Origin of the sequence: Streptomyces sp. BK79 (assembly GCF_044142145.1) — a bacterium.
Lineage (GTDB): Bacteria > Actinomycetota > Actinomycetes > Streptomycetales > Streptomycetaceae > Streptomyces.
In genome coordinates this window covers 112,238-126,408 of sequence record NZ_JBHVOC010000002.1, presented here as the reverse complement: position 1 = coordinate 126,408, position 14,171 = coordinate 112,238, and the positions used below count along the sequence as shown (strand labels likewise).

At 71.6% G+C, this 14,171-nt stretch carries 15 protein-coding genes; 6 read left to right on the top strand and 9 right to left on the bottom strand.

What is annotated here, in order from left to right; translation table 11 throughout:
- The first annotated feature begins 58 nt into the window (after window positions 1-58).
- The 3 genes from ACFIF2_RS02605 to ACFIF2_RS02595 are packed head-to-tail and all read left to right on the top strand — an operon-like array spanning window position 59 to window position 3,230.
- Window positions 59-1,210 carry a Gfo/Idh/MocA family protein gene (locus ACFIF2_RS02605; protein ID WP_395570797.1) on the top strand — a complete coding sequence of 384 codons (1,152 nt, stop codon included), beginning with the start codon at window positions 59-61 and terminating at the stop codon, window positions 1,208-1,210.
- Window positions 1,207-2,367 (top strand): dihydrodipicolinate synthase family protein, encoded by a 1,161-nt coding sequence (locus tag ACFIF2_RS02600; protein WP_395570796.1) that lies wholly within the window; start codon window positions 1,207-1,209, stop codon window positions 2,365-2,367. The genes ACFIF2_RS02605 and ACFIF2_RS02600 overlap by 4 nt, the downstream gene beginning before the upstream one ends.
- On the top strand, window positions 2,364-3,230 hold the full coding sequence (locus ACFIF2_RS02595; protein ID WP_395570795.1) for a sugar phosphate isomerase/epimerase family protein: 867 nt from the start codon (window positions 2,364-2,366) through the stop codon (window positions 3,228-3,230). The genes ACFIF2_RS02600 and ACFIF2_RS02595 overlap by 4 nt, the downstream gene beginning before the upstream one ends.
- Window positions 3,231-3,399: 169 nt before the next feature.
- Here the strand turns inward: ACFIF2_RS02595 and rbsD are convergent, their stop codons facing one another.
- From rbsD to ACFIF2_RS02565, 6 genes are all read right to left on the bottom strand, one after another.
- Window positions 3,400-3,789, bottom strand: a complete 390-nt coding sequence (gene rbsD, locus ACFIF2_RS02590; RefSeq protein ID WP_395570794.1) for a D-ribose pyranase — start codon at window positions 3,787-3,789, stop codon at window positions 3,400-3,402.
- On the bottom strand, window positions 3,786-4,691 hold the full coding sequence (locus tag ACFIF2_RS02585) for a ribokinase (RefSeq protein WP_395570793.1): 906 nt from the start codon (window positions 4,689-4,691) through the stop codon (window positions 3,786-3,788). Before ACFIF2_RS02585 ends, rbsD begins: the two co-directional genes overlap by 4 nt.
- An 84-nt stretch (window positions 4,692-4,775) precedes the next feature.
- A complete protein-coding gene (locus ACFIF2_RS02580; protein WP_395570792.1) occupies window positions 4,776-6,731 on the bottom strand; it encodes a substrate-binding domain-containing protein in 1,956 nt (651 codons plus the stop codon).
- Window positions 6,721-8,256, bottom strand: a complete 1,536-nt coding sequence (locus ACFIF2_RS02575) for a sugar ABC transporter ATP-binding protein (protein WP_395570791.1) — start codon at window positions 8,254-8,256, stop codon at window positions 6,721-6,723. Before ACFIF2_RS02575 ends, ACFIF2_RS02580 begins: the two co-directional genes overlap by 11 nt.
- Window positions 8,253-9,323: a LacI family DNA-binding transcriptional regulator gene (locus ACFIF2_RS02570; RefSeq protein ID WP_395570790.1), complete on the bottom strand. Its 1,071-nt coding sequence runs from the start codon at window positions 9,321-9,323 to the stop codon at window positions 8,253-8,255. The genes ACFIF2_RS02575 and ACFIF2_RS02570 overlap by 4 nt, the downstream gene beginning before the upstream one ends.
- 202 nt (window positions 9,324-9,525) lie before the next feature.
- A complete protein-coding gene (locus ACFIF2_RS02565; RefSeq protein WP_395570789.1) occupies window positions 9,526-10,014 on the bottom strand; it encodes a carboxymuconolactone decarboxylase family protein in 489 nt (162 codons plus the stop codon).
- Between the two features lie 172 nt (window positions 10,015-10,186).
- On the opposite strand from ACFIF2_RS02565, the gene ACFIF2_RS02560 reads away from it, so the two are divergent.
- Window positions 10,187-11,092 carry an RNA polymerase sigma-70 factor gene (locus tag ACFIF2_RS02560; protein WP_395570788.1) on the top strand — a complete coding sequence of 302 codons (906 nt, stop codon included), beginning with the start codon at window positions 10,187-10,189 and terminating at the stop codon, window positions 11,090-11,092.
- Between the two features lie 10 nt (window positions 11,093-11,102).
- On the opposite strand, the gene ACFIF2_RS02555 is transcribed toward ACFIF2_RS02560, so the two are convergent.
- Window positions 11,103-11,897 carry an ArsR/SmtB family transcription factor gene (locus tag ACFIF2_RS02555; protein ID WP_395570787.1) on the bottom strand — a complete coding sequence of 265 codons (795 nt, stop codon included), beginning with the start codon at window positions 11,895-11,897 and terminating at the stop codon, window positions 11,103-11,105.
- Window positions 11,898-12,139: 242 nt separating this feature from the next.
- Window positions 12,140-12,550 carry an ATP-binding protein gene (locus ACFIF2_RS02550; protein WP_395570786.1) on the bottom strand — a complete coding sequence of 137 codons (411 nt, stop codon included), beginning with the start codon at window positions 12,548-12,550 and terminating at the stop codon, window positions 12,140-12,142.
- Window positions 12,551-12,767: 217 nt separating this feature from the next.
- Between ACFIF2_RS02550 and ACFIF2_RS02545 the strand changes: the two genes are divergently transcribed.
- Both ACFIF2_RS02545 and ACFIF2_RS02540 read left to right on the top strand, forming a co-directional pair.
- On the top strand, window positions 12,768-13,604 hold the full coding sequence (locus tag ACFIF2_RS02545) for a helix-turn-helix domain-containing protein (RefSeq protein WP_395570785.1): 837 nt from the start codon (window positions 12,768-12,770) through the stop codon (window positions 13,602-13,604).
- Window positions 13,601-13,798: a DUF397 domain-containing protein gene (locus ACFIF2_RS02540; RefSeq protein ID WP_395571036.1), complete on the top strand. Its 198-nt coding sequence runs from the start codon at window positions 13,601-13,603 to the stop codon at window positions 13,796-13,798. The genes ACFIF2_RS02545 and ACFIF2_RS02540 overlap by 4 nt, the downstream gene beginning before the upstream one ends.
- On the opposite strand, the gene ACFIF2_RS02535 is transcribed toward ACFIF2_RS02540, so the two are convergent.
- Window positions 13,795-14,148, bottom strand: coding sequence for a Uma2 family endonuclease (locus ACFIF2_RS02535; RefSeq protein ID WP_395570784.1), 354 nt, complete (start codon window positions 14,146-14,148; stop codon window positions 13,795-13,797). The genes ACFIF2_RS02540 and ACFIF2_RS02535 overlap by 4 nt on opposite strands.
- Window positions 14,149-14,171: the final 23 nt, after the last annotated feature.

Here is a 14,171-nt window from a genome sequence, read left to right as displayed (position 1 = left end):
AAAGCGCTTGCTGCATGGTTGAACTCCTCCTCGCATTGCTCGTACCGAAGGGAATGACGTGACACGCAAGACGGTGCGTATCGCCATGAACGGTGTGACCGGGCGCATGGGCTACCGCCAGCACCTCGTCCGCTCCATCCTGGCCCTGCGCGAACAGGGCGGCCTCGCCCTCGGCGACGGCACCGTGCTGTGGCCGGAGCCGGTCCTGGTCGGCCGCCGCGAGCACGCCCTGCGGGCGCTGGCCGACCGGCACGGCCTGGAGCACGTCTCCACGGACCTGGACGTGGTCCTCGCCGACCCCACCGTGGACATCTACTTCGACGCCCAGGTGACCTCGGCCCGCGAGGAGGCGATCACGAAGGCGATCGCCGCGGGCAAGCACGTCTACACCGAGAAGCCGACGGCCACCGGCCTCGACGGCGCCCTGGAGCTGGCCCGCCTGGCGAACGCCGCCGGCGTCAAGCACGGCGTCGTCCAGGACAAGCTCTTCCTCCCGGGTCTGCTCAAACTCAAGCGCCTCATCGACGGCGGCTTCTTCGGCCGGATCCTGTCCGTGCGCGGCGAGTTCGGCTACTGGGTCTTCGAGGGCGACTGGCAGGACGCCCAGCGCCCCTCCTGGAACTACCGCGCGGAGGACGGCGGCGGCATCGTCGTCGACATGTTCCCGCACTGGGAGTACGTCCTGCACGAGCTGTTCGGCCGCGTGAAGTCCGTGCACGCCCTCGCCACCACCCACATCCCGCAGCGCTGGGACGAGAACGGCAAGCCCTACGACGCCACCGCCGACGACGCCGCGTACGGCGTCTTCGAACTGGACGGCGGCGCGATCGCCCAGATCAACTCCTCCTGGGCGGTGCGCGTCAACCGCGACGAACTCGTCGAGTTCCAGGTCGACGGCACCGAGGGGTCCGCCGTCGCGGGCCTGCGCAACTGCCGCGTCCAGCACCGCAGCGCCACGCCCAAGCCGGTCTGGAACCCGGACATCCCCGCCACCGAGGTCTTCCGCGACCAGTGGCAGGAGGTCCCCGACAACCAGGACTTCGACAACGGCTTCAAGGCCCAGTGGGAGCTGTTCCTCAAGCACGTGTACGCCGACGCGCCCTACCACTGGGACCTGCTGGCCGGCGCCCGCGGCGTCCAGCTCGCCGAGCTGGGCCTGAGGTCCTCGGCCGAGGGCCGCCGCCTCGACGTCCCGGAGATCGCCCTGTGACCCTCCACCTGCCGGACGCCGACGGCACCGTACGCGCCTACGAGCCCCGCACCGACCCCCTCGCCCTCGGCACGGGAAGCGCTTTCACCTCCCGTACGGTCTTCTCGGCGGCGCACGTCGTCGCCGACCCGTACGCGGACACCACCCCCGACGGCCCCGCCGCCGTCGACTGGGACGCCACCCTCGCCTTCCGCCGCCACCTGTGGTCCCACGGGCTCGGCGTCGCCGAGGCGATGGACACCGCCCAGCGGGGCATGGGCCTGGACTGGGCCACAGCCGCCGAGCTGATCCGCCGCTCCGCCGCCGAGGCGAGGACGTGCGGCGGCCGTATCGCCTGCGGCGTCGGCACCGACCAGCTGACCACGACCACCGGCACCACCCTCGCCGAGGTCCGGGCCGCCTACGAGGAGCAGCTCGCCGTCGTCGAGGAGTCGGGCGCCCAGGCCATCCTGATGGCCTCCCGCGCCCTGGCCGCGACCGCGCAGGGCCCGGACGACTACCTGGAGGTCTACGGCCACCTCCTGCGCCAGGCCGCCGAACCGGTCGTCCTGCACTGGCTCGGCCCGATGTTCGACCCGGCCCTGCAGGGCTACTGGGGCTCGTCGGACCTCGACGCGGCGACGGACACCTTCCTGGAGGTCATCGCCGCCCACCCCGACAAGGTCGACGGCATCAAGGTCTCCCTCCTGGACGCCCGGCGCGAGGTCGACCTGCGCCGCCGCCTCCCGCAGGGCGTGCGCTGCTACACCGGCGACGACTTCAACTACCCGGAGCTGATCGCCGGGGACGAGCAGGGCTTCAGCCACGCCCTGCTCGGCATCTTCGACCCGCTGGGCCCGCTGGCCGCCGAGGCGGTGCGCGTCCTGGACACCGGGAACACGGAGGGCTTCCGCGCCCTCCTCGACCCCACCGTCGCGCTCTCCCGCCACCTCTTCCAGACCCCCACCCGCTACTACAAGACGGGCGTGGTGTTCCTGGCCTGGCTCGCGGGCCACCAGAGCCACTTCACGATGGTCGGCGGCCTCCAGTCGGCCCGCTCGCTGCCGCACCTCGCCCGCGCCTACGAACTCGCCGACCAACTGGGCCTGTTCCCCGACCCGAAGACGGCCGAGGAGCGGATGCGGACCCTGCTGTCGCTGTACGGAGTGGACCAGTGAGCGATCTCGCGCGTTTCAGCGTCAACCAGATGACGGTCAAGCAGCTCTCCCTGCCCGAACTGACCGCCGCCTGCCGCGAGCTAGGCGTCGGCAACGTCGGACTGTGGCGCGAACCGGTCCAGGCGTACGGCGTCGAGGCGGCGGCCAAGCTGGTCCGCGACGCGGGCCTGACCGTCACCACCCTGTGCCGCGGCGGCTTCCTCACGGCGACCGACGCCGGCGAGCGGGCGCGGGCCCTGGCCGACAACCGCCGGGCCGTCGACGAGGCCGCCGCCCTCGGCACCGACACCCTGGTCCTGGTCTCGGGCGGTCTCCCGGCCGGCGACAAGGACCTGCGCGCCGCCCGCGAACGCATCGCCGACGCGCTCGCCGAGCTGGCCCCGTACGCCGAGGAGCACGGCGTGCGCCTCGCCATCGAGCCACTGCACCCGATGTACGCCGCCGACCGCTGCGTGGTCTCCACCCTCACCCAGGCCCTGGACCTCGCCGAACGCTTCCCGGCGCACCAGGTCGGCGTCACCGTCGACACGTACCACATCTGGTGGGACGACCGGGCGCCGGCGCAGATCGCCCGGGCCGGGGCGGGCGGCCGGATCCACACCTTCCAGCTCGCCGACTGGACCACCCCGCTGCCCGAGGGCGTCCTCAACGGCCGCGGTCAGATCGGGGACGGCGCGATCGACATGCGGGAGTGGCAGGGGTACGTGGAGGCGGCCGGATACACCGGCGCGATCGAGGTCGAGCTGTTCAACGAGGGGCTGTGGGCGCGGGACGGGCGCGAGGTCCTCGCCGAGACGGCCGCGCGGTTCGCCGCACACGTGGGGGGCGGGGGCGGAGGTGCGGGCGCGGGCGCGGAGAAATAAATTCCGGTAACCCGTGCAACCGTTGCGCGGCCTGACGGGTCGTACATGGCATCAGGACACCCCGGTGGGGGATCCGGGGGGATCGCGGGGGTTCTGATCGGGGAGGGAAAAGGGGAGGGAAGCCCGAGGGGGTCCGGTCGACGACCGGACCCCTTCGAAGCTTTTCCCGTCAGAAGAAGACCCCGCAGCGCAGCAGTACGTTCGCGTACGGGCGGGCCTCGCCGGTGCGGACGATCAGGCGGGCGCCCGCCGACAGGGCCTTCAGACGCTCGTGCGGGACCAGTTCGAGCGCGGGGCAGCGCTCGTCGAGCAGGGCGGCGGCCTCCGGGTTGGCGTCCCGCACCTCCGTCGCCGCCGTCGCGCCCTCGATCACCAGCTCCTCCAGCAGGCCGTCCAGGACCTCGGCGAACGACGGGACCCCGGCACGGAAGGCCAGGTCGACGACGCGCGGCCCGTCGGGGACGGGCATGCCCGCGTCGCAGACCAGCACACCGTCACCGTGTCCGAGTCCGGCGAGGGCCCCGGCGAGCCGGCGGTTGAGTATCCCGGCCTTCTTCACAGCGCCTCGGCCTCCGCGGCCGTCGGGTACGACTCCTGCGCCCCGGGCTTCGTGACGGCCGCCGCGCCGACCCGCGCCGCGTACGCCGCCGCCTCGACGAGCGACTCGCCCGTGCCCAGCCGCCACGCCAGCGCCGCGGTGAACGCGTCGCCCGCGCCCGTGGTGTCCACGGCGTCCACCTTCACCGACGGCACCCGGCGGACCCCCTCGGCCGCCGACGCCACCAGCGCGCCCTCGGCACCCAGGGTCACGACCACCGAACGCGGTCCCTTGGCCAGCAGGACGCGGGCCCAGTCCTCGGGGCGCTCGCCCACGTGGGCGTCGCCGAGGATCACCTTGGCCTCGTGCTCGTTCACGATCAGCGGGTCGCAGGCCGCCAGCACCTCCCCCGGCAGCGGGCGCGGCGGCGACGGGTTCAGCACGAACCGGCTGCCCGGCGCCAGACTCCGGACCACCTCCACCACCGTCTCCAGCGGGATCTCCAACTGCGTGGAGACCACGCGGGAGGCGTGGAAGAGGCTCGCGGCGGCCCGGACGTCACCCGGGGCGAGGCGGCCGTTGGCGCCGGGCGAGACCACGATGCTGTTGTCCCCCGACGGGTCGACGGTGATCAGCGCGACGCCGGTCGGCGCCCCGCCCACCAGCACGCCGACCGTGTCGACGCCGGCCGCCCGCTGCGAGTCCAGCAGCAGCCGGCCGTGGTCGTCGTCGCCGACCCGGGCCAGCAGGGCCGTACGGGCGCCGAGCCGGGCGGCGGCGACCGCCTGGTTCCCGCCCTTGCCGCCCGGGTGGACGGACAGGTCGGAGCCGAGCACCGTCTCCCCGGCCCCCGGCCGCCGCTCGACACCGATCACCAGGTCGGCGTTGGCCGACCCCACGACCAGGAGGTCGTAGTCGTACATGAATCGCTCTCCGATCCGAGTGCACCCGGGTTGCGTCCCAGTTGCGTCCGAGTGAGCCCCAGCGCGTGCGCCGCCCTGCCCGTGTCAGCCCTCGAAGCCGGCCACGTTCTCCTTGGTGACGACCTTCACCGGCACCTTCACCATCTTCTCCGTCTTCTCGCCGTCGGCGGCGCGCAACGCGTTCTCCACGGCGATCCTGCCCAGTTCCCTGGGCTGCTGCGCCACGGAGGCGAACAACGTGCCCGCCTGGACCGCCTTCAGCCCGTCGGGCGTGCCGTCGAAGCCGACGACCTGCACGGACTTCCCGGCCTTGGAGCCCAGCGCCTTGATCGCGCCGAGCGCCATCTCGTCGTTCTCCGCGAAGACGCCGTCGATGTCGGGGTGCGCCTGGAGCAGGTTGGTCATCACGTCCAGGCCCTTGGTGCGGTCGAAGTCCGCGGGCTGCTTGGCGACGACCTTGATGCCCGGGTACCGCTTGAGCCCGGCCGCGAAGCCCGCCCCGCGCTCCCGGCTGGCGGAGGTGCCGGCCTGGCCCTGGAGGATGACGATGGTGCCCTTGCCGCCGAGCTTGTCGGCGAGCGCCTTGGCGCCCAGCTCACCGCCCTCGACGTTGTCGGAGGCGACCAGCGCGGACGTGTCGGCCTTGTTGACGCCGCGGTCCACGGCGATGACGGGGATGTCGTCCTTGTTCGCCGAGCGCACCGAGGGGCCCGCGGCGTCGGAGTCCACCGGGTTGACGATGATCGAGGACAGGCCCTCGCTGGTGAAGTTCTGCAGCTGGTTGGCCTGCTGGGAGGCGTCGTTCTGGGCGTCCGTGACCGTGAGGTCCACGCCCAGCTTCTTCGCCCGCTCCTCGGCCCCGTCCCGGATCTGCACGAAGAACGGGTTGTTGAGCGTCGACAGCGACAGGCCGATCTTCTGGGTCTTCCCGTCCGACGACCCGCTGTGCAGCAGCGAGGTCGCGCCGACCACGGCGACGGCGACGACGGCCGCGACGACGTACGTCAGTGCCTGCCTGCCCCGGTTCCCCCCGCCGGACGTCCCGGCCGCCGGCGTGGTCGCGCCCGCCTTGCGCCGCAGCGTGTCCAGCAGCACCGCGAGCGCGATGACGACACCGATGACGACCTGCTGCCAGAACGCGGAGACCGACAGCAGGTTGAGGCCGTTGCGCAGCACCGCGAGGATCAGCGCGCCGATCAGCGTGCCCGACGCCTTGCCGGTACCGCCGGCCAGCGACGCCCCGCCGATGACGACGGCGGCGATGGCGTCCAGCTCGTAGCCCTGCGCGGCCTGCGGCTGCGCGGAGGAGAGCCGGGAGGCGAGGACGATACCCGCGGCGGCGGCGAACAGCCCGGAGAACGCGTAGATGGCGAGCTTCTGCCGCTTCACGCGCAGCCCGGACAGCCGCGCGGCCTCCTCGTTGCCGCCGATGGCGTACATGGAGCGGCCGATGTAGGTGCGTCCGAGGACGAACGCGGTGATCAGCCCCATCACGATCATCACGAGCACCGGCACCGGCAGCCACCCGCCGAGCGTGTCGCCGAGGTGGGAGACCGAGTCCGGGAAGGCGATGGGCGAGCCCTGCGAGATGACCAGCGACAGACCGCGCCCCACCGACAGCATGGCGAGCGTCGCGATGAACGGCGGCAGTTTCCCGTACGAGATGAGGAAACCGTTCACCAGGCCGCACGCGATGCCGGTCGCGACGGCCAGCAGCACCGCGAGCACGACGGGCACCCCGGCCTCGGTCGCGCTCCACGCCAGCACGGTCGCCGACAGCGCGGCGACCGAGCCGACCGACAGGTCGATGCCCGCCGAGACGATGACGAAGGTGACGCCGAAGGCGAGGATCGCGGTGACGGCGGCCTGGACGCCGACGTTCAGCAGGTTGTCGGCGGTCAGGAAGTCCCCGGACAGCGCCGACATGGCGACGACGAGGACGATCAGCGCGGTCAGCGCGCCGTTCTCCAGCAGCAGGCGGCGCACGCCGCCCGAGGCGCCCTGCGCGCCCGGCTTGCCCTTGAGCGTGTCAGTGGCCACGGGAGGCCTCCGTTCCGGTTTCGTCGGTGTGGGGGGTGCTGACGGCGAGCGCCATCACGGCGTCCTGCGTGGCCCGCTCGGCGGGGAGTTCGCCGGCGACCCGCCCCTGCGCCATGACCACCACCCGGTCGCTCATGCCGAGCACCTCGGGCAGGTCGCTGGAGATCATGAGCACGGCCGCACCGGCCGCCGTCAGCTCGTTGATCAGCTGGTAGATCTCGACCTTGGCGCCGACGTCGATGCCGCGCGTCGGCTCGTCGAGGATGAGCACCTTCGTGTCGGCCAGCAGCCACTTGCCGATGACGACCTTCTGCTGGTTGCCGCCGGACAGGGTCCGCACGTGCTGCCCGAGCCCGGCCATCCGCACGCCGAGCTGCCCGGCGATCCGCCCGGCCGCCTCGTGCTGTCCCTTGAGGTCGACGAGCCCCGCGCGGGCGGACGACTTCAGCGTCACCAGCCCGAGGTTCTCCTCGACGGACGCGTCGAGGACGAGTCCCTGCCCCTTCCGGTCCTCGGGCACGAGCCCGATCCCGGCGGCCATCGCGGCGTTCACGTCGTGCCGCCGCAGCGGCGCGCCCGCGACGTGCACGGTCCCCGAGTCGTACGGGTCGGCGCCGAACACCGCCCGCACGACCTCGGTCCGCCCGGCGCCGACGAGACCCGCGATGCCGACGACCTCACCGGCCCGCACCTCGAACCCGACGTCGTGGAAGACCCCGTCCCGGGTCAGCCCCTCGACCCTGAGCAACGGCTCGCCGGCGCCGGTGCGTTCACGCGGGTACTGCTGCTCGATCGACCGCCCGACCATGAGCCGTACCAGCTCGTCCTGAGGGGTGGAGGCGGGCACCTGTCCGACGCTCCTGCCGTCCCGGATGACGGTGACCCGGTCGCCGAGGGCGGCGATCTCCTCCAGGTGATGCGTGATGAACACGATCCCGACGCCGTCCTCGCGCAGCCGCCGCACGATGGCGAACAGCTTCTCGACCTCCTCTGAGGTCAGTACGGCGGTCGGCTCGTCCATGATGAGCACGCGCGCGTCCAGGCTGAGCGCCTTGGCGATCTCGACCATCTGGAGCCGGGCGATGCCCAGTTCACGGACCCGCGCCCGCGGGGAGACCGTGACCCCCACCCGCTCCAGCAGCACCTGGGCGTCGGCTTCCATCCTCTTCCGGTCGATCATCCCGAACCGGCGCGGCTGGCGTCCCAGGAAGATGTTCTCGGCGACCGTCAGGTCCGGGACGAGGTTGAACTCCTGGTAGATGGTGGCGATCCCGAGCCGCTCGGAGTCCTGCGCACCGTGGATGCGCACCTCCTCGCCGCCGGCCAGGATCCGCCCGGCGTCGGGGGTGTAGGCGCCGGAGAGCATCTTGATGAGGGTGCTCTTGCCCGCGCCGTTCTCACCGAGCAGCACGTGCACCTCGCCCCGGCGCAGGTCGAAGTCGACGCTGTCGAGCGCGACGACGCCGGGGAAGGTCTTGCGGATGCCCTCGATGCGCAGCAACTCGTCCGGACTGCGGCTGCTCACGGCGTACTCCTTCGTACGGGGGAGGGGGACGGATCCTGCGGGGCGGGATCTCGCGGGGTGGGATCGTGCGGGGTGGCGGCCTCGCCGCACGACCGGCGCACGACGAGCCGCGCCGGGAGGGTGACGGACTCGCCCGCCCGCCCCGCGATCCGGTCGACCAGCGCGCGTACGGCGGCCCGCCCGAGGTCGCCCGTGGGCTGGGCGACCGCGGTGATCGGCGGGTCGGTGTGCACGAACCAGCGGATGTCGTCGAACGCGGCGAGCGCGATGTCCTCGGGGACCCGCAGCCCGCGCGCCCGTACGGCGTCCAGCGCGCCGAGCGCCATCAGGTTGTCGGCGGCGAAGACGACCTCGGGCGGTTCGGGCAGGTCGAGGAACCCCTCGGTGACCCGCCGCCCGCTCTCCGCCTGGAAGTCGCCCTGGCCGATGTAGGCGTCGGGCAGCGGGAGCCCGTAGGCGCCCAGCGCCTCGCGGAAGGCGTCCACGCGCTCGCGGCCGGTCGTGGTGGCGGCGGGCCCGGCGATGATCGCGAGCCGCCGGTGCCCGAGTCCGTGCAGGTGCGCGACCAGGTCCCGCACCGCCGCCCGCCCGTCCGACCGCACCACGGGCACGTCCACGCCGGGGATCCACCGGTCGACGAAGACCATCGGCGTCCCGGCCCGCGCGGCGTCCAGCATGCGCGGGGAGCCGCCGTCGGTGGGCGAGACCAGCAGCCCGTCGATACGGCGGTCCAGCAGCGTCGTGACGTGGTGGTCCTGGAGGTCGGGCCGCTCGTCGGCGTTGCCGATGATGACGCTGTAGCCGAGCGCGCGGGCCTCCTCCTCGACGGAGCGGGCCAGTTCGGTGAAGTACGGGTTCATGACGTCGCTGATGACCAGGCCGAGCGTGCGGGTCTGGTCGGTGCGCAGCGACCGGGCGACGGCGTTGGGGCGGTAGCCCAGCGTCTCGACGGCGGCCAGCACGCGGGCGCGGGCGGCGGCGCTGACCGACGGATGACCGTTGAGCGCGCGCGAGACCGTCGCGACGGAGACACCCGCCTCGGCGGCGACGTCCTTGATGCTCGCCATCGTCGTTCCACCTCCTCGTGGAATCGATTACACGGAGGATTGGAAACGATTACACGGGCGGATGGCAAGAGGGGAGCCAGGGGCCGCAACCCAATCGTGACCGAAGGCTCCGGTGTCCGGACCGGACACGGCGGCGGCCCGGCCCGGGGTGGTGGAAGACCCCGGGCCGGGCAGGAAGCAGGCCGGAAACGGTCGCCGCGGCTCAGTCGCCGAGCGCGGCCGTGAACATCCCCGCCTCGTAGGAGCCGCCCTTCTGGTGCGTGATCACGGCCATCCGGTTGGCCGCGTTGATGAGGGCGACCAGGCAGACCAGCGCGGCGGTCTGGTCGTCGTCGTAGTGCTTGCGTACCCGCGCCCAGGTCTCGTCGGACACGCCCTGGTGGGCGTCGGCGAGCCGGGTGCCCTCCTCGGTGAGCGCCAGCGCGGCCTGCTCGGCCTCGGTGAACACCGTGGCCTCGCGCCAGGCGGCGACCAGGTGGAGCCGCACCGCGCTCTCACCGGCGGCCGCCGCCTCCTTGACGTGCATGTCGACGCAGTGACCGCAGCCGTTGATCTGGCTGGCGCGCAGCGACATCAGCTCCTGCGTGGACCGCGGCAGCGACGACTGGTGGAGCACCATGGCGGTGCCCGCGAACCGCTTGGCGAACCTGCCGCCGATCTCGTTCTCGAACAGGTTGAATCGGGAGTCCATGATCTGGTCCTCGCTCTCGGTGCCTCAGTGACGAACACGAGACGCCGACGGCCCGCCCCCTGTGACGGCCCACCGACGTGACGTGGACCACCGGCGTCGGGTGTCACACGGCGGCGACGGCCGGTGTCCCGTGCGCGTGACACCGCCCAGACCGAACGAACGGGAGAAGCCGGTGACCAGCGAGCCCAGTGGACACGAACGGGACGGCGCCACCGAGACCTTCGTCGCCCACCGCAACCTGCTCTTCACCGTCGCCTACGAGATGCTCGGTTCGGCCGCCGACGCGGAGGACGTCCTCCAGGAGACCTGGCTGCGCTGGGCGGACGTCGACCTCGCCACGGTGCGCGACCGGCGCGCCTACCTGGTCCGCATCACCACCCGCCAGGCGCTCAACCGGCTGCGCACCCTCGGCCGCCGCAAGGAGTCCTACGTCGGCTCCTGGCTGCCCGAGCCGCTGCTCACCACGCCCGACGTGGCCGAGGACGTCGAGCTGGCCGACAGCGTGTCGATGGCGATGATGCTGGTCCTGGAGACGCTGACGCCGACCGAGCGGGCGGTGTTCGTGCTGCGCGAGGTGTTCGACCTCGGTTACGACGAGATCGCCGAGGCCGTCGACAAGAGCCCCGCCGCCGTCCGGCAGATCGCGCACCGGGCCCGCGCGCACGTCGCGGCCCGCCGGCCGCGCGGCGCCGTCTCCCGCGCCGAATCGCGGTCCGCGCTCGCCGCCTTCCAGCGGGCCGTGGAGACGGGCGACCTCCAGGGCCTGCTCGGCATCCTCGCGCCGGACGTGGTCCTGCTGGGCGACGGCGGCGGCATCAAGCAGGCGGTGCTGCGGCCGGTCACGGGGGCCGACAAGGTGGCCCGCCTCGTGCTCGGCGGCCTGGTCAAGCAGTCCGCCGCGGTGTCGCTGGGACCGGCCCAGGTCAACGGCTACCCGGCCCTGGTCGTGCACCTCGACGGCGAACTCGACACCGTGGTCGCGGTCCGCTTCGACGACGGCCGCATCACCGGCCTCTACGCCGTCCGCAACCCCGAGAAGCTGGCGCACATGCGCCGGGAAACGGCCCTGCGCCGGTGAACTGGATGGTTTACCGGGGGTCCGGAAGCGTCTCACCGGTCTCCAGCAGCGTCTTGAGGCTGGACAGGAGGGCGGGCCAGCCGTGCTGAACCATCTCACGGGCGGTGCTGCCGGGCTCGAACCCGTCGTGGACGACGGTCAGCTTCACCGATCCGCCGCCGAGGTCCTCGATGTCGAACGTGACCTTCGACCGCCGCTCGGCGGAGAGCTTGGCGAGGGTCTCGTCGTCGATCCCGTTCGCCTCGGCCCATTGTGGCGTGAAGGTGTGCCAGGTGTACGACAGCCGCCGGTGCGGGTCGGACTCGAGCACGACCTGCTCGGGGTCGGCGGTCTCGGCCGCCCGCTCCTTCCACACCACGGGCGACCCGGCCGCCCAGTCGGTGGCGAACTCCAGCCCCCAGTAGCGCCGGGTGAACGCCGGGTCGGTCAACCCCTGCCACAGCTTCTCCGGCGTGGTCCTGATGTAGGTCGTGTAGACGAAGGCGTCGCTGTCCATGGCGGTGTCCTCCAGCGCCTGCTTGAGGTCGGCGAGTGCGTGCACCCGCTCCCGGTCGTAACGGCTGATCCAGCGTTCGGCGATGGCGTTGATCGGTTCGGCGTTGAGGTAGTGCAGCTTCTCCCGGCCCCGCCGGACGGTGGTGACCAGGTGGGCCGCCTCCAGCAGCGCCAGGTGTTTGCTGACCGACTGCCGGGCCATGTCCAGCCCGGCGCACAGCTCACGCAGGCTCTGCCCGTTGCGCGCGTTCAGGCTGTCCAGCAGCCGCCGCCGGCTGACGTCGGCCAGTGCCTTGAAGACCTCGTCCATCTCCGCCCCTCTGACATGCAGCCCATCGGCTGCCTATAACGTTAGGCAGCCGACAGGCTGCCCGTCAAGCGGGCGAAGTCGCGACGTGCGTGGCCGTCTAGGCCGGGCGGGAGGAGTGCGTCCTGTCGCTCAACCGCGAACATCTGGAGCGATGCTGTACTTGGCCCGCTCGGATGAGCGGGAGGTGGGCGGTTGGCCGGTGAGTGTCATCGCGCTGCGAGGGGCGGGGGTCTCTGGTGCGGTCAGGCGGCGGTCAGCTCGCACCATACGTACTTCCCCCGGTTGCCGTGCCGGGCCAGCGGATGCCACCCCCACACGTCCGCGCAGGCCCGCACCAGCGCCAGCCCCCGCCCCTCCTCCAGCTCTTCCACCCGCTCGAACCGCGCCGGCGGCTCGGGCGGCTCCGGGTCCGCGTCCCACGCCCCGATCCGCAGCGTCCCCGGCGGCGACCACCGGATGCGGAGGGCGGCGGGCCCCTTGGTGTGCCGTACGGCGTTGGAGACCAGCTCCGTCGCGAGCAGCTCGGCGACATCGACCAGCCGGATCAGTCCGTGCATGGTCAGGATCAGCCGCAGGGTGCGACGACTGACGGTCACCGCGCGGAGGTCGTTGGGGATGTACAGGGAGTACTCCCAGGACTCGGTCTCGGGCATGCGGAACTCCGTTTCGAAGGAGGGGAGTCGAAGGCGGTCCCGGTGTCATTGCCGCAGCCGTCATGGCAGGACGGGGCGGTGCGCTTCCGGTGACCCGGTGTCGCACGGTGTGCGTCGCGTCACTGACGGTAAATCTAAATTTAGGGACGCTGCAAGTCGATCGCGTAATCTGACGTCAAATGAGTCGCATCAACGAACGTGTGGAGAGGGCGAGTCGATGGTGAAGAGGCGCGAACCGACGGCGCGCCAGCTGCGGCTGGCAACCGAACTGCGCCGACTCCGCGAGGCGGCAGGGCTCAACTCCCGCCAGGCGGCGGAACTGCTCGGTGTGGCGCCCGCTCAGATCACTCACATCGAGTCCGCCCTCGCGGGTGTGAGTGAGCAACGGGTCCGTCGCCTCGCATCCCACTACGCCTGTACTGATGCGGCGTTCGTCGACGCACTCGTAGCGATGGCCGTCGAGCGGACGAACGGCTGGTGGGAGGAGTATCGGGGCTTGCTGCCCACGTCGTTCCTGGATCTCTCCGAGTTGGAGCACCACGCCCGCTATCTCCGCCACGTGGCAATCCTGTATGTGCCGGGGTTGCTCCAGACCGAGGACTACTCGCGCGCTGTCTTCTCCGCCAGGCTTCCGGAACTGACCGCTGAAGAGATCGAGTTGCGTATCCGGCATCGTGAAGCGCGCCAAAGATCCGTCGTCCCCTACGAATCGGTGATCCATGAGGCGGCACTCCGCATCAGAGTCGGCGACCGTGCCACCTCCAGGGCCCAACTCGCGAGGCTCCTGGAACTCTCCGAGGCGGACCACGTCACCGTGCGCGTCATCCCCTTCGACCTGGACGGTTTCGCGAGCGCCTCCAGCGCGATGACGTACGTGGGCGGCCCCCTGCCCAAGCTGGACACCGTGGTCCGTGACGCGCTGCACGGCTCGGCCTTCATCGACTCCGAGGCTCAGCTCACTACCTATCGAACGAGCTTTCGTAAGGTGGAGTCCGCATCACTCGACCCCGGACAGTCGCGTGACTTCATCCACCGGCTGACGAAGGAGCTCTGAGCAGCGTGGACACCTGGCGCAAGTCGTCCTACTCCGGCCCGGGCGACGGCAACGAGTGCGTGGAGATAGCGACGTCGACCACTCACGTAGCCGTCCGCGACAGCAAGGCCCCCACCCGAGCCACCCTCACCTTCCCGGCGAAGACGTTCGTCACCTTCCTAGAGGTACTCAAGGCGCAGTCGCCCCGCGACTAACCCTCCTTGCCGTACCTGCGGAACTCCGACGTCTCCACCGTCCACGGCCCGAAGGGCACCGTGTCGCCGAAGATGTACGGCTCCTTGCGGCTGTAGCGACCCTGGCACGGCTCGGAGTGCACCTGGATCGTGCCGGTGCGGGGGTCGACGATCATGTGGAGCGGGATGCCCATGGCCGGGTAGTCGGACAGCTTCTCGTCGTAGTCGTTGCCCGGGTTGGACGGTGAGACGATCTCGACGCAGGCCAGGACCTGTGTCGAGTCCCCGATCTCGCCCAGCCAGGTTCCATCGAGCCGCTCCGCGTACGCCCCGAGGTCTGCGGCGATGGCGCGCATCCTGGCGTAGTCCATGGCGCAACCCTACGGAGAAGCCG